Source organism: Sphingorhabdus sp. (assembly GCF_041737645.1).
Lineage (GTDB): Bacteria > Pseudomonadota > Alphaproteobacteria > Sphingomonadales > Sphingomonadaceae > Sphingorhabdus_B.
The window spans coordinates 64,107-83,915 of the sequence record NZ_JBGSRI010000046.1; the positions used below are offsets into that span (position 1 = coordinate 64,107).

Here is a 19,809-nt window from a genome sequence, read left to right on the forward strand (position 1 = left end):
GTGGACAACATGAACCTACCTGATCGCTATTTGGGCAATGAATTGGCAGTTCGCCCTGTTCCGGCCGGAATGCTCGGCACACCCATAAACACGTCGACCGCTGACCGGCTCGATCTGCGATTTCTTGTAAGCATTTTTCGTCGCCGTTTCCGTTTGTTTGCAACAATCGTGGGCGTAGCTGTTCTCCTGGCGTTTTTGTTCACATTGAAACAGCCGAAATTATATCAGGCGACGGTTGATGTCGTTATGAACAAGTTTTCCGGTGAACTTGTTCCTGATTCCAGTGAAATACAGAGTGAAAGCCCAAAACGATCTGAAGAGGTCGATACCGAATTGAAAATCATCAAATCGCAGGAAATGGCGATGCAGGTTGTCGATCGCCTGAAACTGGAAAAAGACCGCAATTTTGTTGAAACTGTTGCCGGCGGCAGTGGAATCACTGCCTCGATCAAGAGTCTCGTAGGCATAAAGCCCCCGGAAATACCAGCCGACAATCTGAAGCGGCGACTGGCCGATGCAATGCTAGCCTCGCTTAAGGCAGACCGGATGGAAACAGCATATGCCATCCGTATAACCTATACGAATCCTGATCCGAAGCGATCCGCCCAAATCGCCAATGCCTTTGCGTCCAGCTATTCAGAAAGTGCAGTGCGGACCAAACGTGCGGAAAATGAAAAGACCCTGGCCCTGCTTCGAACACGGATCGAGGAATTGCGTACGCAAGCCCAATCCGATTTTGGAGCAGTACAGAGCTTTCGTGTCCGCAATAATTTATTGAGCGCCCAGGCCACACAACTCTCTGAGCAAGAAGCGGCGGCTTATGGTCAGCAACTCGCAACCGCGAGGGCCGCCGCTGCTGCGGACCGTGGGCGCGCAAACAATGCTGGCGGCGCAGGAATTGCAGCGGCGGTAAATTCGCCGGTGATACAATCTCTTCGCGCACAACGCGCGACGATCAGCGTAAAAATTGCCGACCTTTCGGGGCGTTATCTTGATGACCATCCAGATCTCGCAACCGCCAGGCGTGAATTGGCCGATATTGATGGACAAATTTCCGCTGAAATAGAACGCGTTAAATCAGGGATAAATACAGGCTTGGCTTCCAGCGCGTCGGCAACCTCACAACAGGTAGGGTCGTTACAAGGAAATCTCAGTTCAGCTCGGGCAGCGCTTGCGGCGAACAATATTGCACTCGTTGGACTGGATGATTTGAACCGCAAGGCGCAAGCTTCTCAAACGCTGTATGAAAGCTATTTGAGCCGATATCGGGAAGTGCTGGCGCAATCGGGGACTGAACGGCCAGAGGCACGACTGCTTTCTTCCGCAAAAGTGCCTGAGCGTCCATCCAGCCCGAACATGATCCTGAATCTCGCACTTGGATTGGTAATCGGAACGTTGTTAGGGGCCGGTTCAGCGATAGCCGCTGAAACCGCATATTCCGGACTGACCACAGGCGATGAAGTCGAAGGGCGTCTTGGTATTCGGTATTTGGGCGGCATCCCTTCACTCGCATCTGTAAATGTAGAAGGGAACGACCCTGCACAGTCATTCATTACAGATCCGGGGTCTGCTTATGCTGAATCGGTCCGCGGTTTGCTCGCATCGACCCGCCAAAGCAACAGCAACCGCAGCCATGTCATCGCCGTAACTTCGGCCCTGCCCGGCGAAGGCAAAACATCGCTTGCGACCTCTATTACGCGGGCAGCCGCTCTTGCCGGAGAAACCGTCATTGTGATTGACTGCGATCTCGTCCGGTGCACGTTAAGCAAGCGATTTAATTCCGGAAAATCGCGCCCGGGCCTGCGCGAGATGATACACGGCGAAGCCAAGCTGGGCGACGCCATGATCAAAGATCCCGACAGCAATGCGATGATCCTTCCCATTACCAATTCATTTTCGGATAGTGAACGTTTGCTTGAAAAGGGCAATTTCCATAAGTTAATTGCCGTTCTGCGGGAGCATTTTTCGCTTATTGTCCTTGATCTGGCGCCGGTTCTACCCGTCGCTGAAACACGTGAAATTGTCTCGTTGGTCGACAATGTTATCATCACAACCCTTTGGCGCAAAACATCGGACACGGCGGTCCGTGCGGCGTTGAAGCTGCTACCTCTTCATACAATCAATGACATCGGGATCACGCTCAACCAGATTGACATGAAAAAGCAGGTCAAATTTGGCGATGGCGATGCGGCATTTTATTATGACAAATACAAAAATTACTACCGACGTCGCTAAACATCGCCGGGTTGCGATTATCCACTATTGGCTCGTAGGGATGCGGGGCGGAGAAAGAGTACTCGAAAGATTACTGCATCTCTTTCCACACGCGGATATTTTTACGCATGTCTATGTACCTGAAGCAATGTCGGACGTGATCCGCGCCCGTCCGGTATACACAAGCTTCATACAACGGCTCCCCGGCGCGCGACGTCATTACCAGAAATATCTTCCGTTTATGCCGATGGCGTTAGAGGCGCTTAATCTGCGTGGCTATGATCTGGTCATCAGCAGCGAGTCAGGCCCCGCCAAAGGAGTCATTGCCGCGCCGGACGCGTTGCACATTTGTTATACCCACTCGCCCATGCGCTATTTGTGGGATCACTATCATGATTATCGCAGTTCGGCTGGCCGATTGACCAAAATTTTAATGCCGCCGGTGTTCAACTATTTGCGACAGTGGGACACATTGTCTTCGGCGCGCGTCGACCATTTTGTCGCCAATTCGCATTTCATAAAACAACGCATAGCAAGGGCATGGCGACGCGATGCAGATGTAGTACATCCGCCGGTCGCGACGCATGAATTCGGTATTTCGCATGATGTCAGCGAACAATATCTGTGGGTCGGGCAAATGATTGCTTACAAAAGACCCGATATAGTCGTCGACGCATTTAATCGCCTTGGACTGCCGCTGATGATGGTCGGTGATGGCGACATGGCGGCCATGATAGAAAAACGCGCTGGTCCCAACATAACCGTAAAAAGGCGGCTGGATTTCGCGAAATTGAAACACGCTTATGCAAACTGCAAGGCTTTGGTATTCGCGGCGGAAGAAGACTTCGGCATTGTACCGGTTGAAGCCAACGCCAGCGGACGCCCAGTTATTGCCTTTGGACGCGGAGGAATAAATGACTCGATTATTCCGGAAGAAACCGGATTGTTCTTTCAAGAACAAAGCGCAGAATCTATAATGGATGCGCTGCAGCTGTTCGAAGCCTGGCTTCCTCATTTCGATCCTGACGCTGCAATCAAAAATGCGTCCCGTTTTTCACCGGACAAGTTCGACCGGGCATTCATCGGGGCATTAAAGAAGGCGGGCGGATGATATACTGGCGCGCCATTTTATTTCTGACATTGATCTTGTCGGCAAGCGCACAAGCCCCGGTTGTTCGGGCGCAAAATAACCAGACACGTATCGGTGTCACGACACATTTCAGTCAGGGTTGGCCCATTTCACTTATCGATCGTGCGACATTTATCGGTGTGGGAACGATCCGTGACTCGCTCCATTGGCCGGACATTGAAAAAAGCCCGGGTGTTTATGATTTCTCGGTCAAGAAAACGCAGCATATTACGTCCGCGTGCGCTGCAGGCATGACCGTATTGCTCGGAATTGAACCACGCAACCCCCTGTACGATAGCAAATTGACAGCGCATTCGCCCGGCGCCCAATTAGCTTTTGCCAATTACATCAAGGCAATTGCTGATCGTTATTCAGGATGTGTAATAGCAATTGAAGTGGGTAACGAAATCAATGGTCGGGGGGGAATGACGGGCCCGGCGGCGACTGCGCGTGCCGCATCGCATACCGCGTTATTGAAAGCCGTCTTTCAACGCGTAAAGCCAAGTCATCCCGATATTGCCATTCTTGGCGGTTCAACAAACGCAATTGGAACGGGCTTTCTAAAATCACTGTTCGCTGCTGGTGCTCTGGATTTTATGGATGGGGTCGCGATCCATCCCTATCGCAAAGATCCTGAAGCGGTTGATTGGGAAATTGGACGCCTGAATGACGCTATGAAAGACGCCGGAAAGGTTCGGCCAATCTGGGTCACAGAATTCAGCCGTGACTTTGTGCAACCGGCCGATGCCCCCGTTTTCTTTCTCAAGATGTTGTCTTTGATGCAGGGTGCGGGTGTGAAAGATATTTACTGGTATGCCCTGATTGACCAGACTTGGTTTCCCACGATGGGACTGCTTACATTAAAGGGCGCAGAAAAACCCGGGGCGCGGGCTTTCGCTTATGCGGCCAATAACTTGGTTCCACAAGGATTGGCGCGCCGGATCGACCATGCCGATCCTTCACTGTTCCATTTTCGGTATGGCCCGACCACGCATGTAATATGGGGAACACGCCGACCGATCAGCGCTGGCCCCAATGCGCGGTTTCGTGATGCCGAAGGTTCAATAATTTCGGCTATAAACGAAGTGTCTGACACACCGGTAATCGTTGAAAGCGCGCCAAACGTTCAATTTGGACGCGCCGAAATTCTCGCCGACAGCCAATTTGGTTTTCCCAGCGCGCCGCTCTCTTGGTTTGCTTTGAATAAGGCTGGTGCACTTGTACCTTTGACTCCAATAGATTGGAAATGGACGAGCTATCTGGGGAACAAAACTGTTCCGCAAATGATCGTAAACCCCGCGGGTATCGGGCCAGCGGGACAATATAGTTCGCTGGTGCGCTATACGGCAGACAGGCCAGTCGCTGCTATTGCGTCATTTTGTCTTACACCATTGGGAAAATTTGGGGACGGCGTCACTGCAGCAATGCAACATAATGGGAAAAGGATTTGGTCTGGCCCGGTCGGGATATTATCTGGCAAACGGGTCGCCCATGTCCCGGTAAGGCTGCAAACCGGTGACAATGTCGATTTGATACTAAGTCCAAATGCAAATGCCGGAGGCGACCGGATGGGGTATCGATTCAGGGTTTCTCTTTCGGCCGTCGACGTCGCGGACTGCTAAAATGCTTCCCACACATTTCGGAGTGCTTGTCGCTGGAATAGCGCTTATTCTCCTTTGGCGCTCAAGCATGACAGCTATGCTAAGGATGACGCTGCTGTTCTCCCTGATGGGCGGTTCAGCGGCAATTATCCTGACTGCATTGGGTGGCTCGACTTTACAGCCAGCTATCTTTGCCTTGGGATTCCTATTTTTGAAAGCGGTGCTCCCGGGCCCGGGACAAGCGCAAAAATTTCAACTCGCGGCCCAAGATCTATCATTTCTTGCAATCTTCATTCTGTATGGCGTTGCAGGCGCGTTCATTCTTCCCAACATTTTTGCTGGCAAGATAGATGTCACACCTCTTAGACCTATTCCCAACGGATATATTTTTGCCGCTTTTCCGCTCAGCTTTAGCAGTCAAAACATTACCTCGGCGGTTTATCTTCTTGCGACATTGATTGCGGCACTGTGCGGCCATATCGCCAGTCAGGGGGAAAAATCAGAAATCACAATTGCGCGGACCGCTGCGACAGTTTGCGGGGTGCATGCGCTGCTCGGGTTGTCGAGTGTTGTTTTGGCGGGGACAGCTTGGGTTTCCGTCCTAAAATTTTTCCGCAACGGCTTTTATGCCCAGCTGGACCAAACATTTGACGGCTTTGTAAGAATGAACGGAATTTGGCCGGAACCCGCGGTATTTGCAGCCTATGGCTTTGCCTGGCTGGTGTTCACAACGGAACTTTGGCTTCGCAATGTCGAGCCGAAATGGACCGGACGCGGGGCTGCTCTATTGGCCATTGCCTTGCTGATATCCACGTCAACCACCGCATATATCGGGCTTTCGGCTTATGGCCTGATCATCGCGCTACGGATGCTTTTTTTTCCTGGCTCGGTATCCATGCGGAAAGCTCTTGTTCTGATTTCCGGGGGGATGGTTGGGCTTGCCGCTGTTCTTGCTATATTGGCATTCAGCCCCGAAGCAGCAAGTTCGTTTGCTGATTTTGTTTCCAAATTTACGGTCGACAAGGCATCCAGCGCTTCTGCATTGCAGCGTGGGTTTTGGGCAAGGCAAGGTATTGAAGCCTTCTGGGCGACGGGCGGGCTTGGTGTTGGCCCCGGCAGCTTCCGCTCTTCGAGTATTGTTACCGCGGTCATCGGATCGACGGGGTTGATTGGGTGCGCGGCCATAATCGTGCACTTAATCCGCGTTTTCAAGCCACATTACAGATCAAGTTATCTTCGCGTAGACAATACGCGCCAAGCGACCGGTGTAGCCGCCTCATGGGCAGCTATTGTTATGCTAATACCGGCGACTTTTTCGGCGGCCTCTCCTGATCCAGGCTTTATCTGGGGCTTTTTTTGCGGGTTTGCATTGGCACTGCGGCGAACACCTACGAATACAATGAACCGTTAACTCCACTCGTCCGAAATCGGCCCTCCAGACGCGGTTTTGTAACAACAATCGGCAAAACGATAATTCGATTCGAAAAATGGGGCATAATAAAGTGCGGGTCTTTGTAATTGTCGCGACTGTAGGGCGTGCTGATCTTTTGCAACATACGGTGAACCAACTTGCCAAACAAACACGGCAGCCAGATGGCATCGTCATCTGTGCATCAGTGGATAGCGATGTCGGCGATTTGGAGCACAAATCAATTTTGCCGGTTGAGATTATTTTCGCTGAAAAAGGTCTGCCTAGGCAGCGCAATGCAGGGCTTCGCCACATCGCTGGCCGGGCAGACATTGTTGTGTTTTTCGATGACGATTTTGTACCTGCACACAATTATCTTGAGGCATTGGAAGAGGTATTTACGCTTCGACCCAATCTGGTCGGCGCGACCGGTAAGCTGCTTGCCGACGGTATAAAAAGTTCAGGCATATCGTTTGAACAGGGCAAGGCTATGGTCGACGCGCATCAACCAGCTGACATCATTCAAGAACGATCACTCCCTGCCCTTTATGGCTGCAATTTATGTGTCCGGATGTCGGCAGCGGAAAATATCTGGTTTGACGAAACCTTGCCGCTCTACGGTTGGCAAGAAGATGTGGACTTTTCGTTCCAGCTGGGTCGCAACGGCATCTTGATTTACACCAACCTCCTGACCGGAGTGCATCTTGGAATGAAGGGTGGGCGCACGTCGGGTAAACGGCTAGGATATTCTCAAATCGCCAACCCGGTTTATCTGTTGCAGAAAAAGACGATTCCTCCGAAGCTCGCCTGGCGTCTCATGAGCCGCAACTTCATAGCAAATCTAGCCCGCAGCTTTTACCCGGAACCTCATGTCGATCGCTTTGGTCGTTTACAGGGTAATGCTGTTGCGTTTTTTGACTTATGTGCCGGGCGCCTGCACCCTCAGCGTATCTTACAACTTTAGGCGACTTTTCATGGCTTCAAACAAAGAAGGCATAGTGAGCGGAGGGATTGGCTTTCTGTCCCGCGCGACCGTGCAATTTCTTTTATTTGGCGTTACGATCGTGGCGACGCGCCAACTTTCAATCGAAGAATTTGGTTCTTATGCGCTGGCTTCACTTTTCCTGATCGTTGCACGCGCTTTATTTTACGTAGGGCCTTATGAGTATTTACTCAAAACTCCGCTCACCACGACGTTGTATGCTACTTGCCTTAGGGCCAACATCATTTTGGCCACAATGATTTCGTGCTTGCTGGCATTAGTATATTTCTTTGCGCTCCGGATTTTTGATACCAACGATGTAAGCAGACTCATTGCATTATTGGCACCTTCCATTTTCCTGGTCGCAATTACCGCTTGGTATGAAGCCGTTCTGCTCCGCGATTTGCGCGTTCGGCGCTATTATTTAAGTACTTTGATCGGAGATTGCATTGGCGCAGCATTGGCTGTGTTTTTGCTCATCAAAGGATATGGCGTTGTTTCGCTTGTGGCACAAACTTACGCGCGGCTCCTAATTCTGTTTGTGCTTTATGCCATCGGTACGACACAGCGCCCCGCCCTAGGAAGAGGATGGACGCACGTGCGTGAAGTGTTCTTGTGGTCAAAAGAGCGCTATTATGCCGTCCTGTTGAATTTTACGTCAACTTATGGGGCTGACGTAGTATTGGGTATAATGCTGTCACCGGCCGCTACCGGATTGTATCGGGCATCAAGCAGGATTGTGTCGACTTTGACGGACCTGTTCGCACAGCCATTACAAAAAATTTCCCAAACCAACCTTTCGGCAAGGCTGGTGCAGGAGAAAAGCTTGGGCACCTCATGGCTGACAATGCTATCGGGGGTCGGAGCAATTGGATGGGCAGGCCTTTTAACCCTTGGCTTTCTTGCCGATGATCTCGTTCCTTTGGCGCTGGGCGAAAAGTGGACGCCGGCGGTGCCAATTGTCGTGAGCTTTTGCGCGATTAAGTCCTTCATGTTGCTGGACGCCGTAACCACCTCCTTTTTGGTCTGCCATGACCGCCAAAAGCAGATGCTGCGCGTGCAAATATGTGTCGCAATAGCGGTTGTCGGACTATCCTGGTTTGTGGCTCCGTTTGGTCCTCAACAGGTCGCTATCGTCGTCGGTGGCGTGACCGCGTCGATGAGCCTGATATACGGCTATATGGTGTTGAAACTGTCAAAGGCAGGCACTCAGGCAATCCTGGACATGATTAAAACCAGTGCCCCCCCGGTTATCGGAACTTTCCTCGCGCTTTCTCTGTTGGAGCAGATGTTCCCTCATCTCTCGCGAGAACAAGCGGTTATATGGGGATTGTTCGCGGCAGCCGTCGGCTCAATCACCGGAGCTTTCATTGTGAGAGCCCGGATTTTGACTGCTATCGGTAGCTTGGGACATTTACCCGATGCAAAACCCAGCCGGGCGACCCCATGATTAAACATTTGGCAGGCAGCGCCACAGCTTTCATTCTCCCGAAATGCCGTTTTGACCGATCGATATTTATTATGGGTCATATGCGTTGCGGTTCGACCGCGCTTTCGAACATATTATGCAGCCATCCACAAATCAGTGGATATGGAGAAGCCCATATCCGTTACAAGAGTAGATCAGAACTTGGATTATTGATCTTAAATCAAATCAAGAGAAATTCTTATCGACAGAATTCGGCATATCTATTCGATAAAATACTTCACTCACGGTATGATTCAGAAAATTCTGCCGAATTTTTTAAAAGTCGCGTAATATTCATGATACGCGAACCAATAAAAACCATAGAATCTATTCGGAATTTATTTTCATCTATTGGCTCGAATGAGTATTCAAATGACGGTTTGGCCTCAGATTATTATGAAGAGCGCATATGCTCTTTAATGGCCAATTGGGAAAAGTTCCCTCCTCGGCATCGGATAGGCATATCTTTCGAACAATTGAAAACTAATCCCGAAAAAAATCTGGTCAAAATTTCCGAAATGATTGGCCTAACACCGCCACTCACGAACAGTTATCAGCAACCCAAAAATGGATTGGGCCACGGCGCCGGCGATCCGCTCACCTCACACAAGTATAACAAAATAATATCTGACGATATTTCAACAACTTCTACAGATAAATTGCATCAGATCAAATTGCCTGACAACAGGTTACAAGCGTTGCACAACTTATATGACGAAGCACTAGCCACTGTCACGCAGGTGTAACGAATTTCTGCTTAACAAATCGTTAAACTATCATCGCATAGATGAAGTGAAAACAGGGTCTGCTAAAAATTGTATAACAGAGCGTCAAGACTGTGGCGGCCACCTGTATTTATTTAATTGACTAAGCAAGCTCGAGTATTTTTCCGATTTTTAGAAAAGGAATTAAGAACATGCCTACTACTCCAACTAGCGGTGACGACATTATTGTTGGCACAACCGAAGATGATACCATCAACGGCCTTGCCGGAAATGACAAAATTTCTGGCGGTGAAGGTAACGATGTTTTGATCGGTGGCGCTGGCGATGACCAACTTCTTGGCGGCAACGGCGACGACAAATTATTCGGTGGTGCCGACAATGATTCATTAATCGGCGGCTTCGGTAACGACAACCTTAGCGGCGGCGAAGGCGACGACAAATTGTTCGGCGGCGACGATAGCGATCGTTTGGCGGGTGGCGATGGTGCGGACATTCTCAACGGCGGCAATGGCGAAGATTACATGCTCGGCGGCAATGACAACGACGTGATGACCGGCGGCGAAGGCATCGACCGTTTGACCGGCGGCATGGGCCGTGACGTCATGACTGGTGGAACCGAGGGCGATATCTTCTTCTTTCGTGCAGGCGAATCCGAAGCTGGTGCCGGTCTTCGTGACGTCATCACCGACTTTTCCGTTGGCGAAGACAAAATCAATCTTGCTTCGCTCAATCTTGATGCATCACAGATTTCGTTCAATAGCTTCGCCGGTGGTGCAAGCACAGTGATCGCAATCGATACCGATGGCGATTCAGTTGTAGACTATGAAATCCAGTTGAACAACGCGACTGGAGTTACGCTTGCAGATCTGCTGATCTAAACTCTTTTTAATTCTGATCCCGGAGCAGCGCGGCACAAATTGGCGCGCTGCTCCTCTTTCATTATGAACGAGCCTTGTGCTCCGGTGACCCAATTGCCCCGCCAATCGACTTTCGGTTTAATTCATTCGCCCGAGCTCAATGCGGCTCTTTCAGGCCGCAGAGGTGTGCTCAGAACCTTACTCGTCATGAGCGCATTCCTGAATATTTTGATGCTTTCGGGCGCCATTTTCATGCTCATGGTATATGATGAAGTGCTGCCGAGCCGAAGTATCCCAAGCCTGATTGGTTTGGTAATCTTGCTCATCATTGCCTTCGCGTTTCAATCTGTAATCGAGCATTTGCGTAATCAATTGACCATTCATTGCGGCACAATTTTCGAAAAATCACTTTCCAGCCGTGTATTCGATATCATGCAGGCTTCCAAATTACGCGGGCTCGAACGTCGCGACACACCCCAGCCATCCCGCGACCTCGACCAGTTGGGTAAATTTTTATCAAGTCCGGGTCCCATGGCAATTTTCGATCTGCCCTGGGTGTTTTTGTTCCTCGCAATCCTATTCGCCTTCCATTATATTCTGGGGTTAGTCAGTCTTGCCGGGGCGGCGATACTCGTAATCCTGACGATTATCACCGATCGAATGACCATCGCGCAAATCGAATCCACAACAAGGCGCGGCGCAGAACGCGTAACATATATGGAATCCAGCCGCCGAAATGCCGAAGTCATTTACGCGTTGGGAATGAAACAACATGCCTTGGCCAGATGGACCAGCTTGAGCGAATCCTATCTCGGCACCAACGCGGATATCTCTGTACGCCTAAGCGCCATGCGTACATTCAGCAAAAGCTTCAGAATGCTGCTACAATCGCTCATTCTTGCATGCGGCGCTTGGTTAGTTATAAATGGTGAAGCATCAGGCGGCATAATCATTGCCAGTACCATCCTTGCATCCCGCGCACTCGCACCGATTGAAGTTGCAATTGGCCAATGGCGCGGCTTCATTTCGGCGCGACAGGCATGGAACCGATTGGCCGAATGCTTTAATATGCACGGCGACGCTGATGTGCGGACTAAATTACCAATACCCTCCCGCCAATTAGAAGTGCAAGGCCTCGTCGCGATTGCTCCCGGTTCGCAATTTGTACTATTTCGCGATGTCAGCTTTCGTTTGTCTGCAGGAGATAGCCTGGCAATTGTTGGAGCAAGCGGATCGGGCAAAAGCTCCCTTGCATCTTCGCTAGTTGGTATCATTCCTCCTGCGCGAGGCTCGGTAAGGCTTGATGGTGCTACTCTTGACCAATGGGAAAGCGACACCATCGGGACCCATTTAGGATATCTGCCGCAAGATATAGAATTGTTCGATGGTACTGTGGCCCAAAATATCGCAAGATTTAATCCGGACGCGACAAGTGAAGAAGTAGTTGAAGCAGCCAAAGATGCGGGCGTGCATGAACTTATCATCGGTCTGCCGGAGGGATATGACACGTTATTGGGGGGATATGGTCGGAACCTGTCTGCCGGCCAACGGCAGCGGATCGCCTTGGCACGCGCGCTATTTCGCAAGCCGTTCCTCATCGTTCTAGATGAACCTAATTCCAATCTCGATGCTGTGGGCGATTTCGCGCTTAATCACGCAATTGCCACCGCCCGCGCGCGTGGAGCGATCATCATCATTGTCGCCCACAGGCCCAGCGCCCTTGCGGAAATAGGTAAACTTCTCTGGCTCGACCAAGGCGTCGTTCGTGCGTTCGGAAACAAGGACGAGGTACTCGCCAAGCTCGCGCCCGGACCAAACTCTACAAAAACCAGCCAAATATCTTCGACCGAAAACGTGTGATGAGTGGAATATGATGAACAGGATGTCGCTTAATTTGGGCACGCAAAATGAAAATGCGGAACCAGAGCAGCAGCTTACCAATATATTGCGAAGATCAAAATTTGCGATTTTTCTGCTCTGTGCGGGATTTGGTGGCGCTCTTACCTTGGTCCCAATTTCAGGCGCTGTAATTGCCGGCGGAGAGGTCGCAATTGCATCAGGTGTGAAAAAAATTGCACATCCAATGGGCGGTGTGATCTCTGCAATCGAGGTCAGCAACGGTGACCGTGTTAAAAAAGGCCAGATACTGTTGCGATTTGACACCAATGTATCGGCTGCAGGTGCCGCAATGACCGTCGAAAGCATCGACCAGCTGCTCGCAAGAGAGGCGAGATTGCGGGCTGAGCGTGACGGGTTGCGCGAAATTCCGTTTCCCCAAACTCTTATTTCACGCCTATCCGATGAGGAAGTATCCCGTATTTTAGCCGAAGAGCGGCGTGCATTTATAATTAATCGTCAAGCCATCTCGTCCCAGCGACAAACGATTATGCAACAAATCAACCAGGCCGGGCATTCCATAAGCGGATATCAAGTACAGGCCGATGTTTATCGCAAACAAGAAGCACTCATTGCAGAAGAACGTGACGCCAATGATAAGCTATGGGAGAAAGGTTACACCACCCTTCAACGTCGAAATGAGCTGCATCGCGCGGCAGAAGGCGTCAAAGGCAACGTTGCGTCTGCCGAAACCAGCGAAGCGCAGACCAGGGCGCGGATAGCGGAGTTGCAAGAGCGGATGTATTTGCTCGAAGACAGTGCACGTAAAGCCGCAGGCGAAGGACTTGCAGAAGTGCAGACGAGACTGATCTCGCTGCGTCAAAGCAATATTGTCGCGCAAGATACCAATAGCCGCAATCTCGTTCGTGCGCCTTCCGACGGTGTGATTGACAAATTGGCATTCAGCACCGTCGGCGGCGTCGTGCCCGCGGGTGAAACTATTATGGAAATCGTGCCAGATGACGACTTGCTTATTGTGACAGCTCGGGTCAGTCCGCAGGATGTAGACCAGTTGGTAACCGGCAAGGATGTGATGTTGCGATTTTCGGCATTTGAAATGCAGACAACGCCGGAAATTGCAGGCACCCTGTCGAAAATTGGAGCTGACCGGACAACGGACCCTCAGCTGGGAATCGCTTATTATCCTGTCGAAGTGAAGATTTCAAAACGGCAGATTTCAAAATTGGGTCCACTTAAACTTCGTCCGGGAATGCCCGTAGAAGCCTTTTTCAAGACCGGTGACCGCACGTTAATGGCCTATTTGTTCAAGCCGCTGACGGACCAAGTCGCCCGGGCTTTTAGATAGATAAACAAAGCCTTAACTAGGTTAATGCATTTTTTATTTCCGTTAAACATCACATCGGTATAAACAGTTTGCTCCCATAGACGTAAAACATCTGGGATTTATGTAAAAAATCCGATATGGTAACCCAAAATGGATAACAAAAACAGGTCAGAGGTAAACGCCAATCTTCGGCGAGCAGCATCTCGAGAACCTGTTAAAGGCTCGAAGATCGCTGGAGAGGAACGGAATATGCACGCCATATCCGATATATCGTCGCTGAATGCCACTCAACGTCCCGTATCGATTTTGGGATGGAGCCTCGCGTTGGTAGCAGGCGCCGCTATTTGGGGCGCGCTTTTTTACGTGATTTAACTGCCGGCTCTAATAAGAACCCTTGGCCCCTAATACTGCGGGCACCGTTTTCAATACAATGTTCATATCAAACAAAAATGACGCTCTGCGACTATATTCACAGTCAAGCTGCACCCGTTCATCATAACTTACATCGTTACGACCGCTAACTTGCCAAAGGCCAGTCAACCCGGGTTTCACCGCGCAATAGTCCGAGAAAAAGCTGCCGTATTTCAAAATTTCAGCGCGAACGATGGGTCGTGGTCCGACAACGCTCATTTCACCCGATAGAATGTTCAGCAATTGTGGCAATTCGTCCAGGCTCAGCTTGCGAACTACGCCACCCAGCCTTGAAACGCGCGGGTCGTTTCGTAACTTATGATCCAAATCCCATTCGCGTTTCGCTTCAGGAGAGTTTGCCAAAAGTTCTTCAAGTAACCGCTCTGCATCTTCGTGCATGGTGCGGAGTTTGTAGCAATTGAACATCCGCCCTCCTCGCCCCACTCTTTGCTGCACAAAGAACAGCCGACCCGGACTGTCAATCTGGAGCGCAATGGAAAGCAGAATAAGGGCCGGGAAAGAGACAAGCAGGAAAATTGTTGCAAACATAATATCAAAAACGCGCTTCAATATTTGTTCGTGCTTTTCGAGATGATCGGCCTTTGGCTCACCGCCAGCGTCTGGCAAAGACTTATCTGTGACGCGAACATGAGTCGTTGGAGCGATCGCAATCAAGCTGCGGGAATAATCCACATCGGTTTCAAGCAGAACTCTCTGATTGAGCTGGTCAGTCGTCAACATTAACCTAACATCCCCATTTGATATTCGGCCTACCCGATTTTTTGGCCCATCTAATTTTCAGTCGTGTTTCTGAAGAGCAGCTGAAGTGCTTTCAAGGTCGAGCATGATAGCCGCCGTTAATTTTCTCTTAACGGGCGAGTGTTGCGGTATTTTTACAAAGCGCAATTTAACAAGCAAAGCCGGAAATTAAATATTAGTTCCACTTAACATATTAACTTCAATAGAAAAATTGAACAAATATGGCACTGAATTTGGATCAATTCTTTTTTCAAAACCCTAAAAGACCCGATCGGGAATGCGTACAGTGTCCCCTGGCTGGACGGCTGTTGCGCTTGTCAGTCGGACGGCTTTTTCTTCGGTCTCATCTTCACGACGGATAAATGCATAGGATTGGTTGGCGCGATACGTAAATCCACCAGCTTTTGCGACCAAAGCGAAAACACTCATTCGTTCCGAATAATTAAATTCGCCCGGCTTGGCGACCTCGCCTAGAATGTAAACGGGCCGAAAATTGACCATTTCAACGGATATCCTGGGATTGCGAAGATATTGCGACCCAAGCCGCTGGGTTAAATCATCTTTGAATTCCGTGACCGTTTTACCCCCAACCGGAACATCGCCAACCAGAGGAAAGGCAATAGTGCCCTCAGCATTCACGGCGAATTCGCCCGATAATGTTGATTCGCCAAAAGTCTGAATTTTAAGCCGATCACCCGAACCAATCCGGTACACATAATTTGCGACGCTCGGACCTTCCGTCATAGCCACTGGGGTACATGCTCCAAGCAGTATGCAAAATAACACAACACAAAAACGGGTCATCGGTGATTCTTTCAAGCAACATCACAGTATCAGCCTGTTTCTCTATGACAGCTATATGTCATTTGTCTGACAAGCGCCGATTTCAGCTAAAGTCAGCTGTCGCGAAATTTCGTTTTAGTGTCCATAAAATGTCATCATGACATGCCAGGTGTGAAATGCGGCAAATAAGGATTTTGCGTGTTTCTCAAAAGCTTCAAACTTACCACCCTTTTTGCGGTTTCGCTCTCTGCGTCCCCGGTTTCTGCCCAGACTGCGGGTGTCGATGGCAATAACGCGCCAGCGGCTTCCGGAACAGATTTGGAGCGGGCATCGCATTGCCTCTCACTTGCTATCGCCTATGAGGCCGGCTTTGAACCGTTCGAGGGCCAACAGGCCGTTGCCGAAGTGATACTCAACCGGACACGTCACCCTGCCTACCCGAAAAGTGTGTGCGGCGTCGTGTTTCAGGGTTCGTCCCGGAAAACCGGGTGCCAATTCACTTTCACTTGTGACGGCGCCATGAAACGTACCTTGTCAGCAAAAGTGATGCAAAATTCGCGCAATATTGCCGAGCAGGTCCTTACCACCAATTTCACCCCTTATGTTGGTGGAGCGACACATTACCACGCGAATTACGTCTCGCCTTATTGGGCCCCAAGTTTAGTTAAAGTGGGACGGATTGGCGCACATATATTCTATCGGGCACCCGGCAGTTCAGATCGGCCCGCCCGTTATAATGGGGGAATTGAACCATTAGTGGGTGGCTTGGGGAATTGGGCCAATGCCCCTGATTCACTCACGCAAAAAAGTCAGAGTAAAACGGTCCAAGTCGCCATATCGGAAAAAAAGCCCGCCGCCTTCGCGCCTTGGGGGCTACCCACTCTGCCCTAGGGTGAATACTTATTCAAACGCGCGAATGATATAAGGTCGGGTATCGGCCCCGGTAAGTTCAATTATGACTTGCCGTTTTGAACGCGCGCCATCGGGCCGCACAGCCTCTATTGTTACTGACAAAGGCCGTCCGACCAAATCGATTGCATCACCCAATTCGATTGCCGCACGCTGACCATCAAGTTCACGTTGCCGGTTGATGGCCGCCGGACTATCTGCACCGCCATCGAGCATCACACCAATAGCGCGCGGATGGGCATAACGCGCATCAAAACCACCGGTTCCGAAATTTACGGTCACAAAAGGCTTCATCTGTTCGACCATTTTAGTATTAAATCCACGGATCACAGCCAACTCTTCAATCGACTGAAGCGGGCCATTGCGTGGGCGAATTCCGCGGGATTGATAATAATCGACCTCGGCCCCATCAGGTCGCGGTTCCTCGTCGTCATCAATCCAGTCAACCAGCGAGTCAGCCGCAGTTCGCGCAGCGCCACCATAGCCCAGGCCGATTGCTTCCATCAATCGTGCCGCCAGTTCATCATCCAGTAAATTGATCGGAACCTTTCCGCGCTCGTCTTCAATCCGGATTTGCAAACTTGCCCCACCAAAGTTGGCTGTTCGCGGCCTGCCATCGATGGACCATCTATTTGCCCTGTCTTTTGCGAGCAAACCATTCAGCGCAATTGCCAGACCCGCATCGGCCGCTGCGGCGGCTTTTGCCTGACCTACCTCGGCATTTACAAGGACGATATCATTCTGGTTCGATTGAACCAAAGCCAATGCCATCAAAGCAAATACAGCGATACCTGCAACCGCGGCGACCATGGCATAGCCTTGCTCGCGGTCGGGGGGTGTCATGGAATGCGGCCTTCGGTTTTGAACGGCTCCAGAGTGCGGATTTTTGCGCGCAATTCTTCGGTGACTGCACGCGCGTCATCCGCAGTCCGCAGGACATGGGGCTTGATTAATATGATAAGCTCAGTCCGGTTTTGGACATTTTTCTGGTTTCCGAAAAGCAACCCACCCAATATCGGAATGCGCGACAGGATAGGCAGGCCATTTTTACCAAAACTATTTGAGTCCCTAAACAACCCACCCAAAGTGACCACTTGCCCGTCTTGAACAGCAATCGATGTTGAAACGCGGCGGGTCGAGATGATGGGCGAACTGATACCCTGAATGGACCGGCTGGAGATGTCGCTCACCTCTTGTGCGATATCGAGGAGCACCAGGCCGCTGGCATTTACACGCGGCGTTACTTTCAGAATGACGCCGGTATCGCGATACTCGATTGCGTTGACGATTGGGGCGTTGGGATTTTCAACACTTTGCGCCGACTGTGTCTGGATCGGTACCTGATCGCCGACCTGAAGCGACGCGGTCTGGTTATTCAGAACCACCAGCTTGGGTGCGGACACGACCTTTACATTGGTCCGCTCCTCCAAAGCGTTCAAGGTAGCGCTAATATCGCTTCCCGAGAAAAAATAGGAGAAGCCCGGCAGAATTCGGGTGGGATTAGCCCCGGTTCCTTGTGACAGCGCGAAGTTACTGTCGCCTGTCTGGAAATTCCATTGCACGCCAAAGCGCAAGTCATCGGTTAATGTAACCTCGGTAATCGCCGCCTCTATTAACACCTGATAAGGCGGTATATCCAGTTTCCTGAGCGCCTCTTCGACCACAGCATAGTCACGCGGACTGCCGAAAATGATGACGGCATTGTTGGTATCATCACTTGTGATCGAAACAGGCGGGCCGCGACGGGCGGTGCCGCCCGACGGCTCATTTCCGCCCAATGATACCCCTTCGCCATTATTTTGAACGGCCGCCGGCGGCGTTGTATTATTCGTGTTACGTGAGGCTGTTGAACCCGACTGGCCAGAGGTCGAACTATCGTCATTTCGGTCGGTACCACTTTCTTGGCTGCCGTTACCGAATGCGGAATTGATCGTCTTGGCGAGATCGCGGGATCGGCCGTTCTGGACTTTATACACAAATATGCGTGGCTCGTTATTGGCACCTTCCCGGTCAAGAACTTCAATCCAGCGGCTGACATCGTCCAGATATTGTCGCTGAGCACTTACCGCGATTATACCGTTCAAACGCTCCATAGCGATCAGCCGCACCAGATTGCGGGTCGGTGCATCGGGCGCATTTATCAATTTTTCCAGCTCGGGAACGATCAGTCGCGCATCGATGCGTTGCGGCGTAAAGTAAGCGAACGTCATGTTGCGAAGCCAGTTGACGTCAAATTGTTCGATCAAGTCACGCGCACTTTTCCGCTGTCCGGCTGTTCCGGCAATCGTCATCGTATTTCCGGTTGGGTCGACAGACATCACGACATTGGGGATGACGGAATCAAGCAATTTTTTCAGTTCCGCAGCATTGATAAAACCAAGGCGGATAACCTCTGTACTATAGCCCAGATTTGTCGGCCCGGTGACGCCCGATGCCTGTGCGGCCTGCACCGTCATGATTGTAAACCCGCCATTTTGTGGCACCAAAGCAAGATTGGCCGTCGCCAAAGATTTTTCGAATACTGCAAAAACGGAACTGCGGGCAATTGGGCCAGGCGTTACCAATGATATCTGGTTCGTTACCCCCGGCGCGATCGTATAAGGAACACGCAACAGATCACCCAAAACCGCCTTTGCAACAATTTGCACATCTGCCGACGGAAAGTTTAGCCGGATATCGCCGGGCTTCGTCATGTCCTGTGACGTCACCGGTGCAACAGGCACAGGTGCTTCACCGCCGATAATCGTCACACCAGCGTTTTGATCGGCGTTGGTATCGCCAACAAAAACTTCCGCGGCGGCAGCGCTCGGCAAAGGCAGAGGCGGACGTTGATTTTGCAAAGCGCAACCGTGCAGCAGCAGCAATATTACAGGCGCTGATATCATCGGTTTGCAGACGGGCATTTTCATTATTGTTCTTCCTCATACTCTGCGGATTGTGGCGGCGCCTGAATAGATCTGGCGCCGAAATTCAGGATCAATTTTTGGGCCCCTTGATCGAAAAGCGCAGCATTTGAAGTAAGTGCGCGCAGTCGCCAGCCTTGGAAAAATCCACCAACCCCAAGCCTTATTATACTTCCATCGGGTCGTTGTATAACGGCGTAGCTTCGTCCCCTAATGGAAACGGCGCCCGCAACCACTGCTCCCCCCAACGGGGCTTGTGCTGCTTCTGCCGCAGCACTTGTTGCGGTACGCCCTGGCGAAAAAATGGACTTTTCGCGCAAAACCGGCGGCAGAGACTGACCACCAATGGATGGGAAATCGGCCCGCATTTGCCCACCCGAAGGGCTGTCCTCCGGAATTTCAACTCCGCCAGTCAACGCGAGTTGCAGCGCCAGGCACAGCGCCAGGCCGCCAGCACAGATCGCCGGAAACAAGGCGCG

Annotated in this window: 16 protein-coding genes; 11 read left to right on the forward strand and 5 right to left on the reverse strand. The window is 51.0% G+C overall.

Annotated features, from left to right (window positions below; genetic code table 11):
* Positions 1-9 precede the first annotated feature (9 nt).
* The 10 genes from ACEW72_RS07665 (at position 10) to ACEW72_RS07710 (ending at position 13,586) form a co-directional block, all read left to right on the forward strand.
* Positions 10-2,235, forward strand: coding sequence for a GumC family protein (locus ACEW72_RS07665; protein ID WP_373475792.1), 2,226 nt, complete (start codon positions 10-12; stop codon positions 2,233-2,235).
* Positions 2,201-3,325, forward strand: a complete 1,125-nt coding sequence (locus ACEW72_RS07670) for a glycosyltransferase (RefSeq protein ID WP_373475793.1) — start codon at positions 2,201-2,203, stop codon at positions 3,323-3,325. Before ACEW72_RS07665 ends, ACEW72_RS07670 begins: the two co-directional genes overlap by 35 nt.
* A complete protein-coding gene (locus ACEW72_RS07675; protein ID WP_373475794.1) occupies positions 3,322-4,965 on the forward strand; it encodes a glycosyl hydrolase in 1,644 nt (547 codons plus the stop codon). Before ACEW72_RS07670 ends, ACEW72_RS07675 begins: the two co-directional genes overlap by 4 nt.
* 67 nt (positions 4,966-5,032) lie before the next feature.
* The gene (locus tag ACEW72_RS07680) at positions 5,033-6,355 is read left to right on the forward strand and encodes a hypothetical protein (RefSeq protein ID WP_373475795.1); all 1,323 of its coding nucleotides are present in this window, start codon (positions 5,033-5,035) and stop codon (positions 6,353-6,355) included.
* Positions 6,356-6,431: 76 nt separating this feature from the next.
* Positions 6,432-7,316 (forward strand): glycosyltransferase family 2 protein, encoded by an 885-nt coding sequence (locus ACEW72_RS07685; RefSeq protein WP_373475796.1) that lies wholly within the window; start codon positions 6,432-6,434, stop codon positions 7,314-7,316.
* A gap of 10 nt (positions 7,317-7,326) precedes the next feature.
* Positions 7,327-8,784: an oligosaccharide flippase family protein gene (locus ACEW72_RS07690; protein WP_373475797.1), complete on the forward strand. Its 1,458-nt coding sequence runs from the start codon at positions 7,327-7,329 to the stop codon at positions 8,782-8,784.
* Positions 8,781-9,548 (forward strand): sulfotransferase, encoded by a 768-nt coding sequence (locus ACEW72_RS07695; RefSeq protein ID WP_373475798.1) that lies wholly within the window; start codon positions 8,781-8,783, stop codon positions 9,546-9,548. Before ACEW72_RS07690 ends, ACEW72_RS07695 begins: the two co-directional genes overlap by 4 nt.
* 170 nt (positions 9,549-9,718) lie before the next feature.
* Positions 9,719-10,405: a calcium-binding protein gene (locus ACEW72_RS07700; RefSeq protein ID WP_373475799.1), complete on the forward strand. Its 687-nt coding sequence runs from the start codon at positions 9,719-9,721 to the stop codon at positions 10,403-10,405.
* 84 nt (positions 10,406-10,489) lie between these two features.
* A complete protein-coding gene (locus tag ACEW72_RS07705; protein ID WP_373475908.1) occupies positions 10,490-12,244 on the forward strand; it encodes a type I secretion system permease/ATPase in 1,755 nt (584 codons plus the stop codon).
* Between the two features lie 22 nt (positions 12,245-12,266).
* Positions 12,267-13,586, forward strand: coding sequence for an HlyD family type I secretion periplasmic adaptor subunit (locus ACEW72_RS07710; RefSeq protein WP_373475800.1), 1,320 nt, complete (start codon positions 12,267-12,269; stop codon positions 13,584-13,586).
* A 360-nt stretch (positions 13,587-13,946) separates the two neighbouring features.
* Here the strand turns inward: ACEW72_RS07710 and ACEW72_RS07715 are convergent, their stop codons facing one another.
* Complete coding sequence (locus tag ACEW72_RS07715; RefSeq protein ID WP_373475801.1) at positions 13,947-14,717, reverse strand: sugar transferase; 771 nt, start codon at positions 14,715-14,717, stop codon at positions 13,947-13,949.
* 276 nt (positions 14,718-14,993) lie between these two features.
* On the reverse strand, positions 14,994-15,479 hold the full coding sequence (locus tag ACEW72_RS07720; RefSeq protein WP_373475802.1) for a polysaccharide biosynthesis/export family protein: 486 nt from the start codon (positions 15,477-15,479) through the stop codon (positions 14,994-14,996).
* A gap of 237 nt (positions 15,480-15,716) precedes the next feature.
* Between ACEW72_RS07720 and ACEW72_RS07725 the strand changes: the two genes are divergently transcribed.
* A complete protein-coding gene (locus tag ACEW72_RS07725; RefSeq protein ID WP_373475803.1) occupies positions 15,717-16,409 on the forward strand; it encodes a cell wall hydrolase in 693 nt (230 codons plus the stop codon).
* A gap of 9 nt (positions 16,410-16,418) precedes the next feature.
* On the opposite strand, the gene ACEW72_RS07730 is transcribed toward ACEW72_RS07725, so the two are convergent.
* Genes ACEW72_RS07730 through ACEW72_RS07740 form a run of 3 tightly spaced genes read right to left on the reverse strand, consistent with a single transcriptional unit; the run spans position 16,419 to position 19,803 of the window.
* Positions 16,419-17,270 carry a general secretion pathway protein GspK gene (locus ACEW72_RS07730; protein WP_373475804.1) on the reverse strand — a complete coding sequence of 284 codons (852 nt, stop codon included), beginning with the start codon at positions 17,268-17,270 and terminating at the stop codon, positions 16,419-16,421.
* Entirely contained in the window at positions 17,267-19,336 is a 2,070-nt protein-coding gene (gene gspD, locus ACEW72_RS07735; protein ID WP_373475805.1) for a type II secretion system secretin GspD, read from the reverse strand. The genes ACEW72_RS07730 and gspD overlap by 4 nt, the downstream gene beginning before the upstream one ends.
* Entirely contained in the window at positions 19,336-19,803 is a 468-nt protein-coding gene (locus ACEW72_RS07740; RefSeq protein ID WP_373475806.1) for a hypothetical protein, read from the reverse strand. Before ACEW72_RS07740 ends, gspD begins: the two co-directional genes overlap by 1 nt.
* Positions 19,804-19,809: the final 6 nt, after the last annotated feature.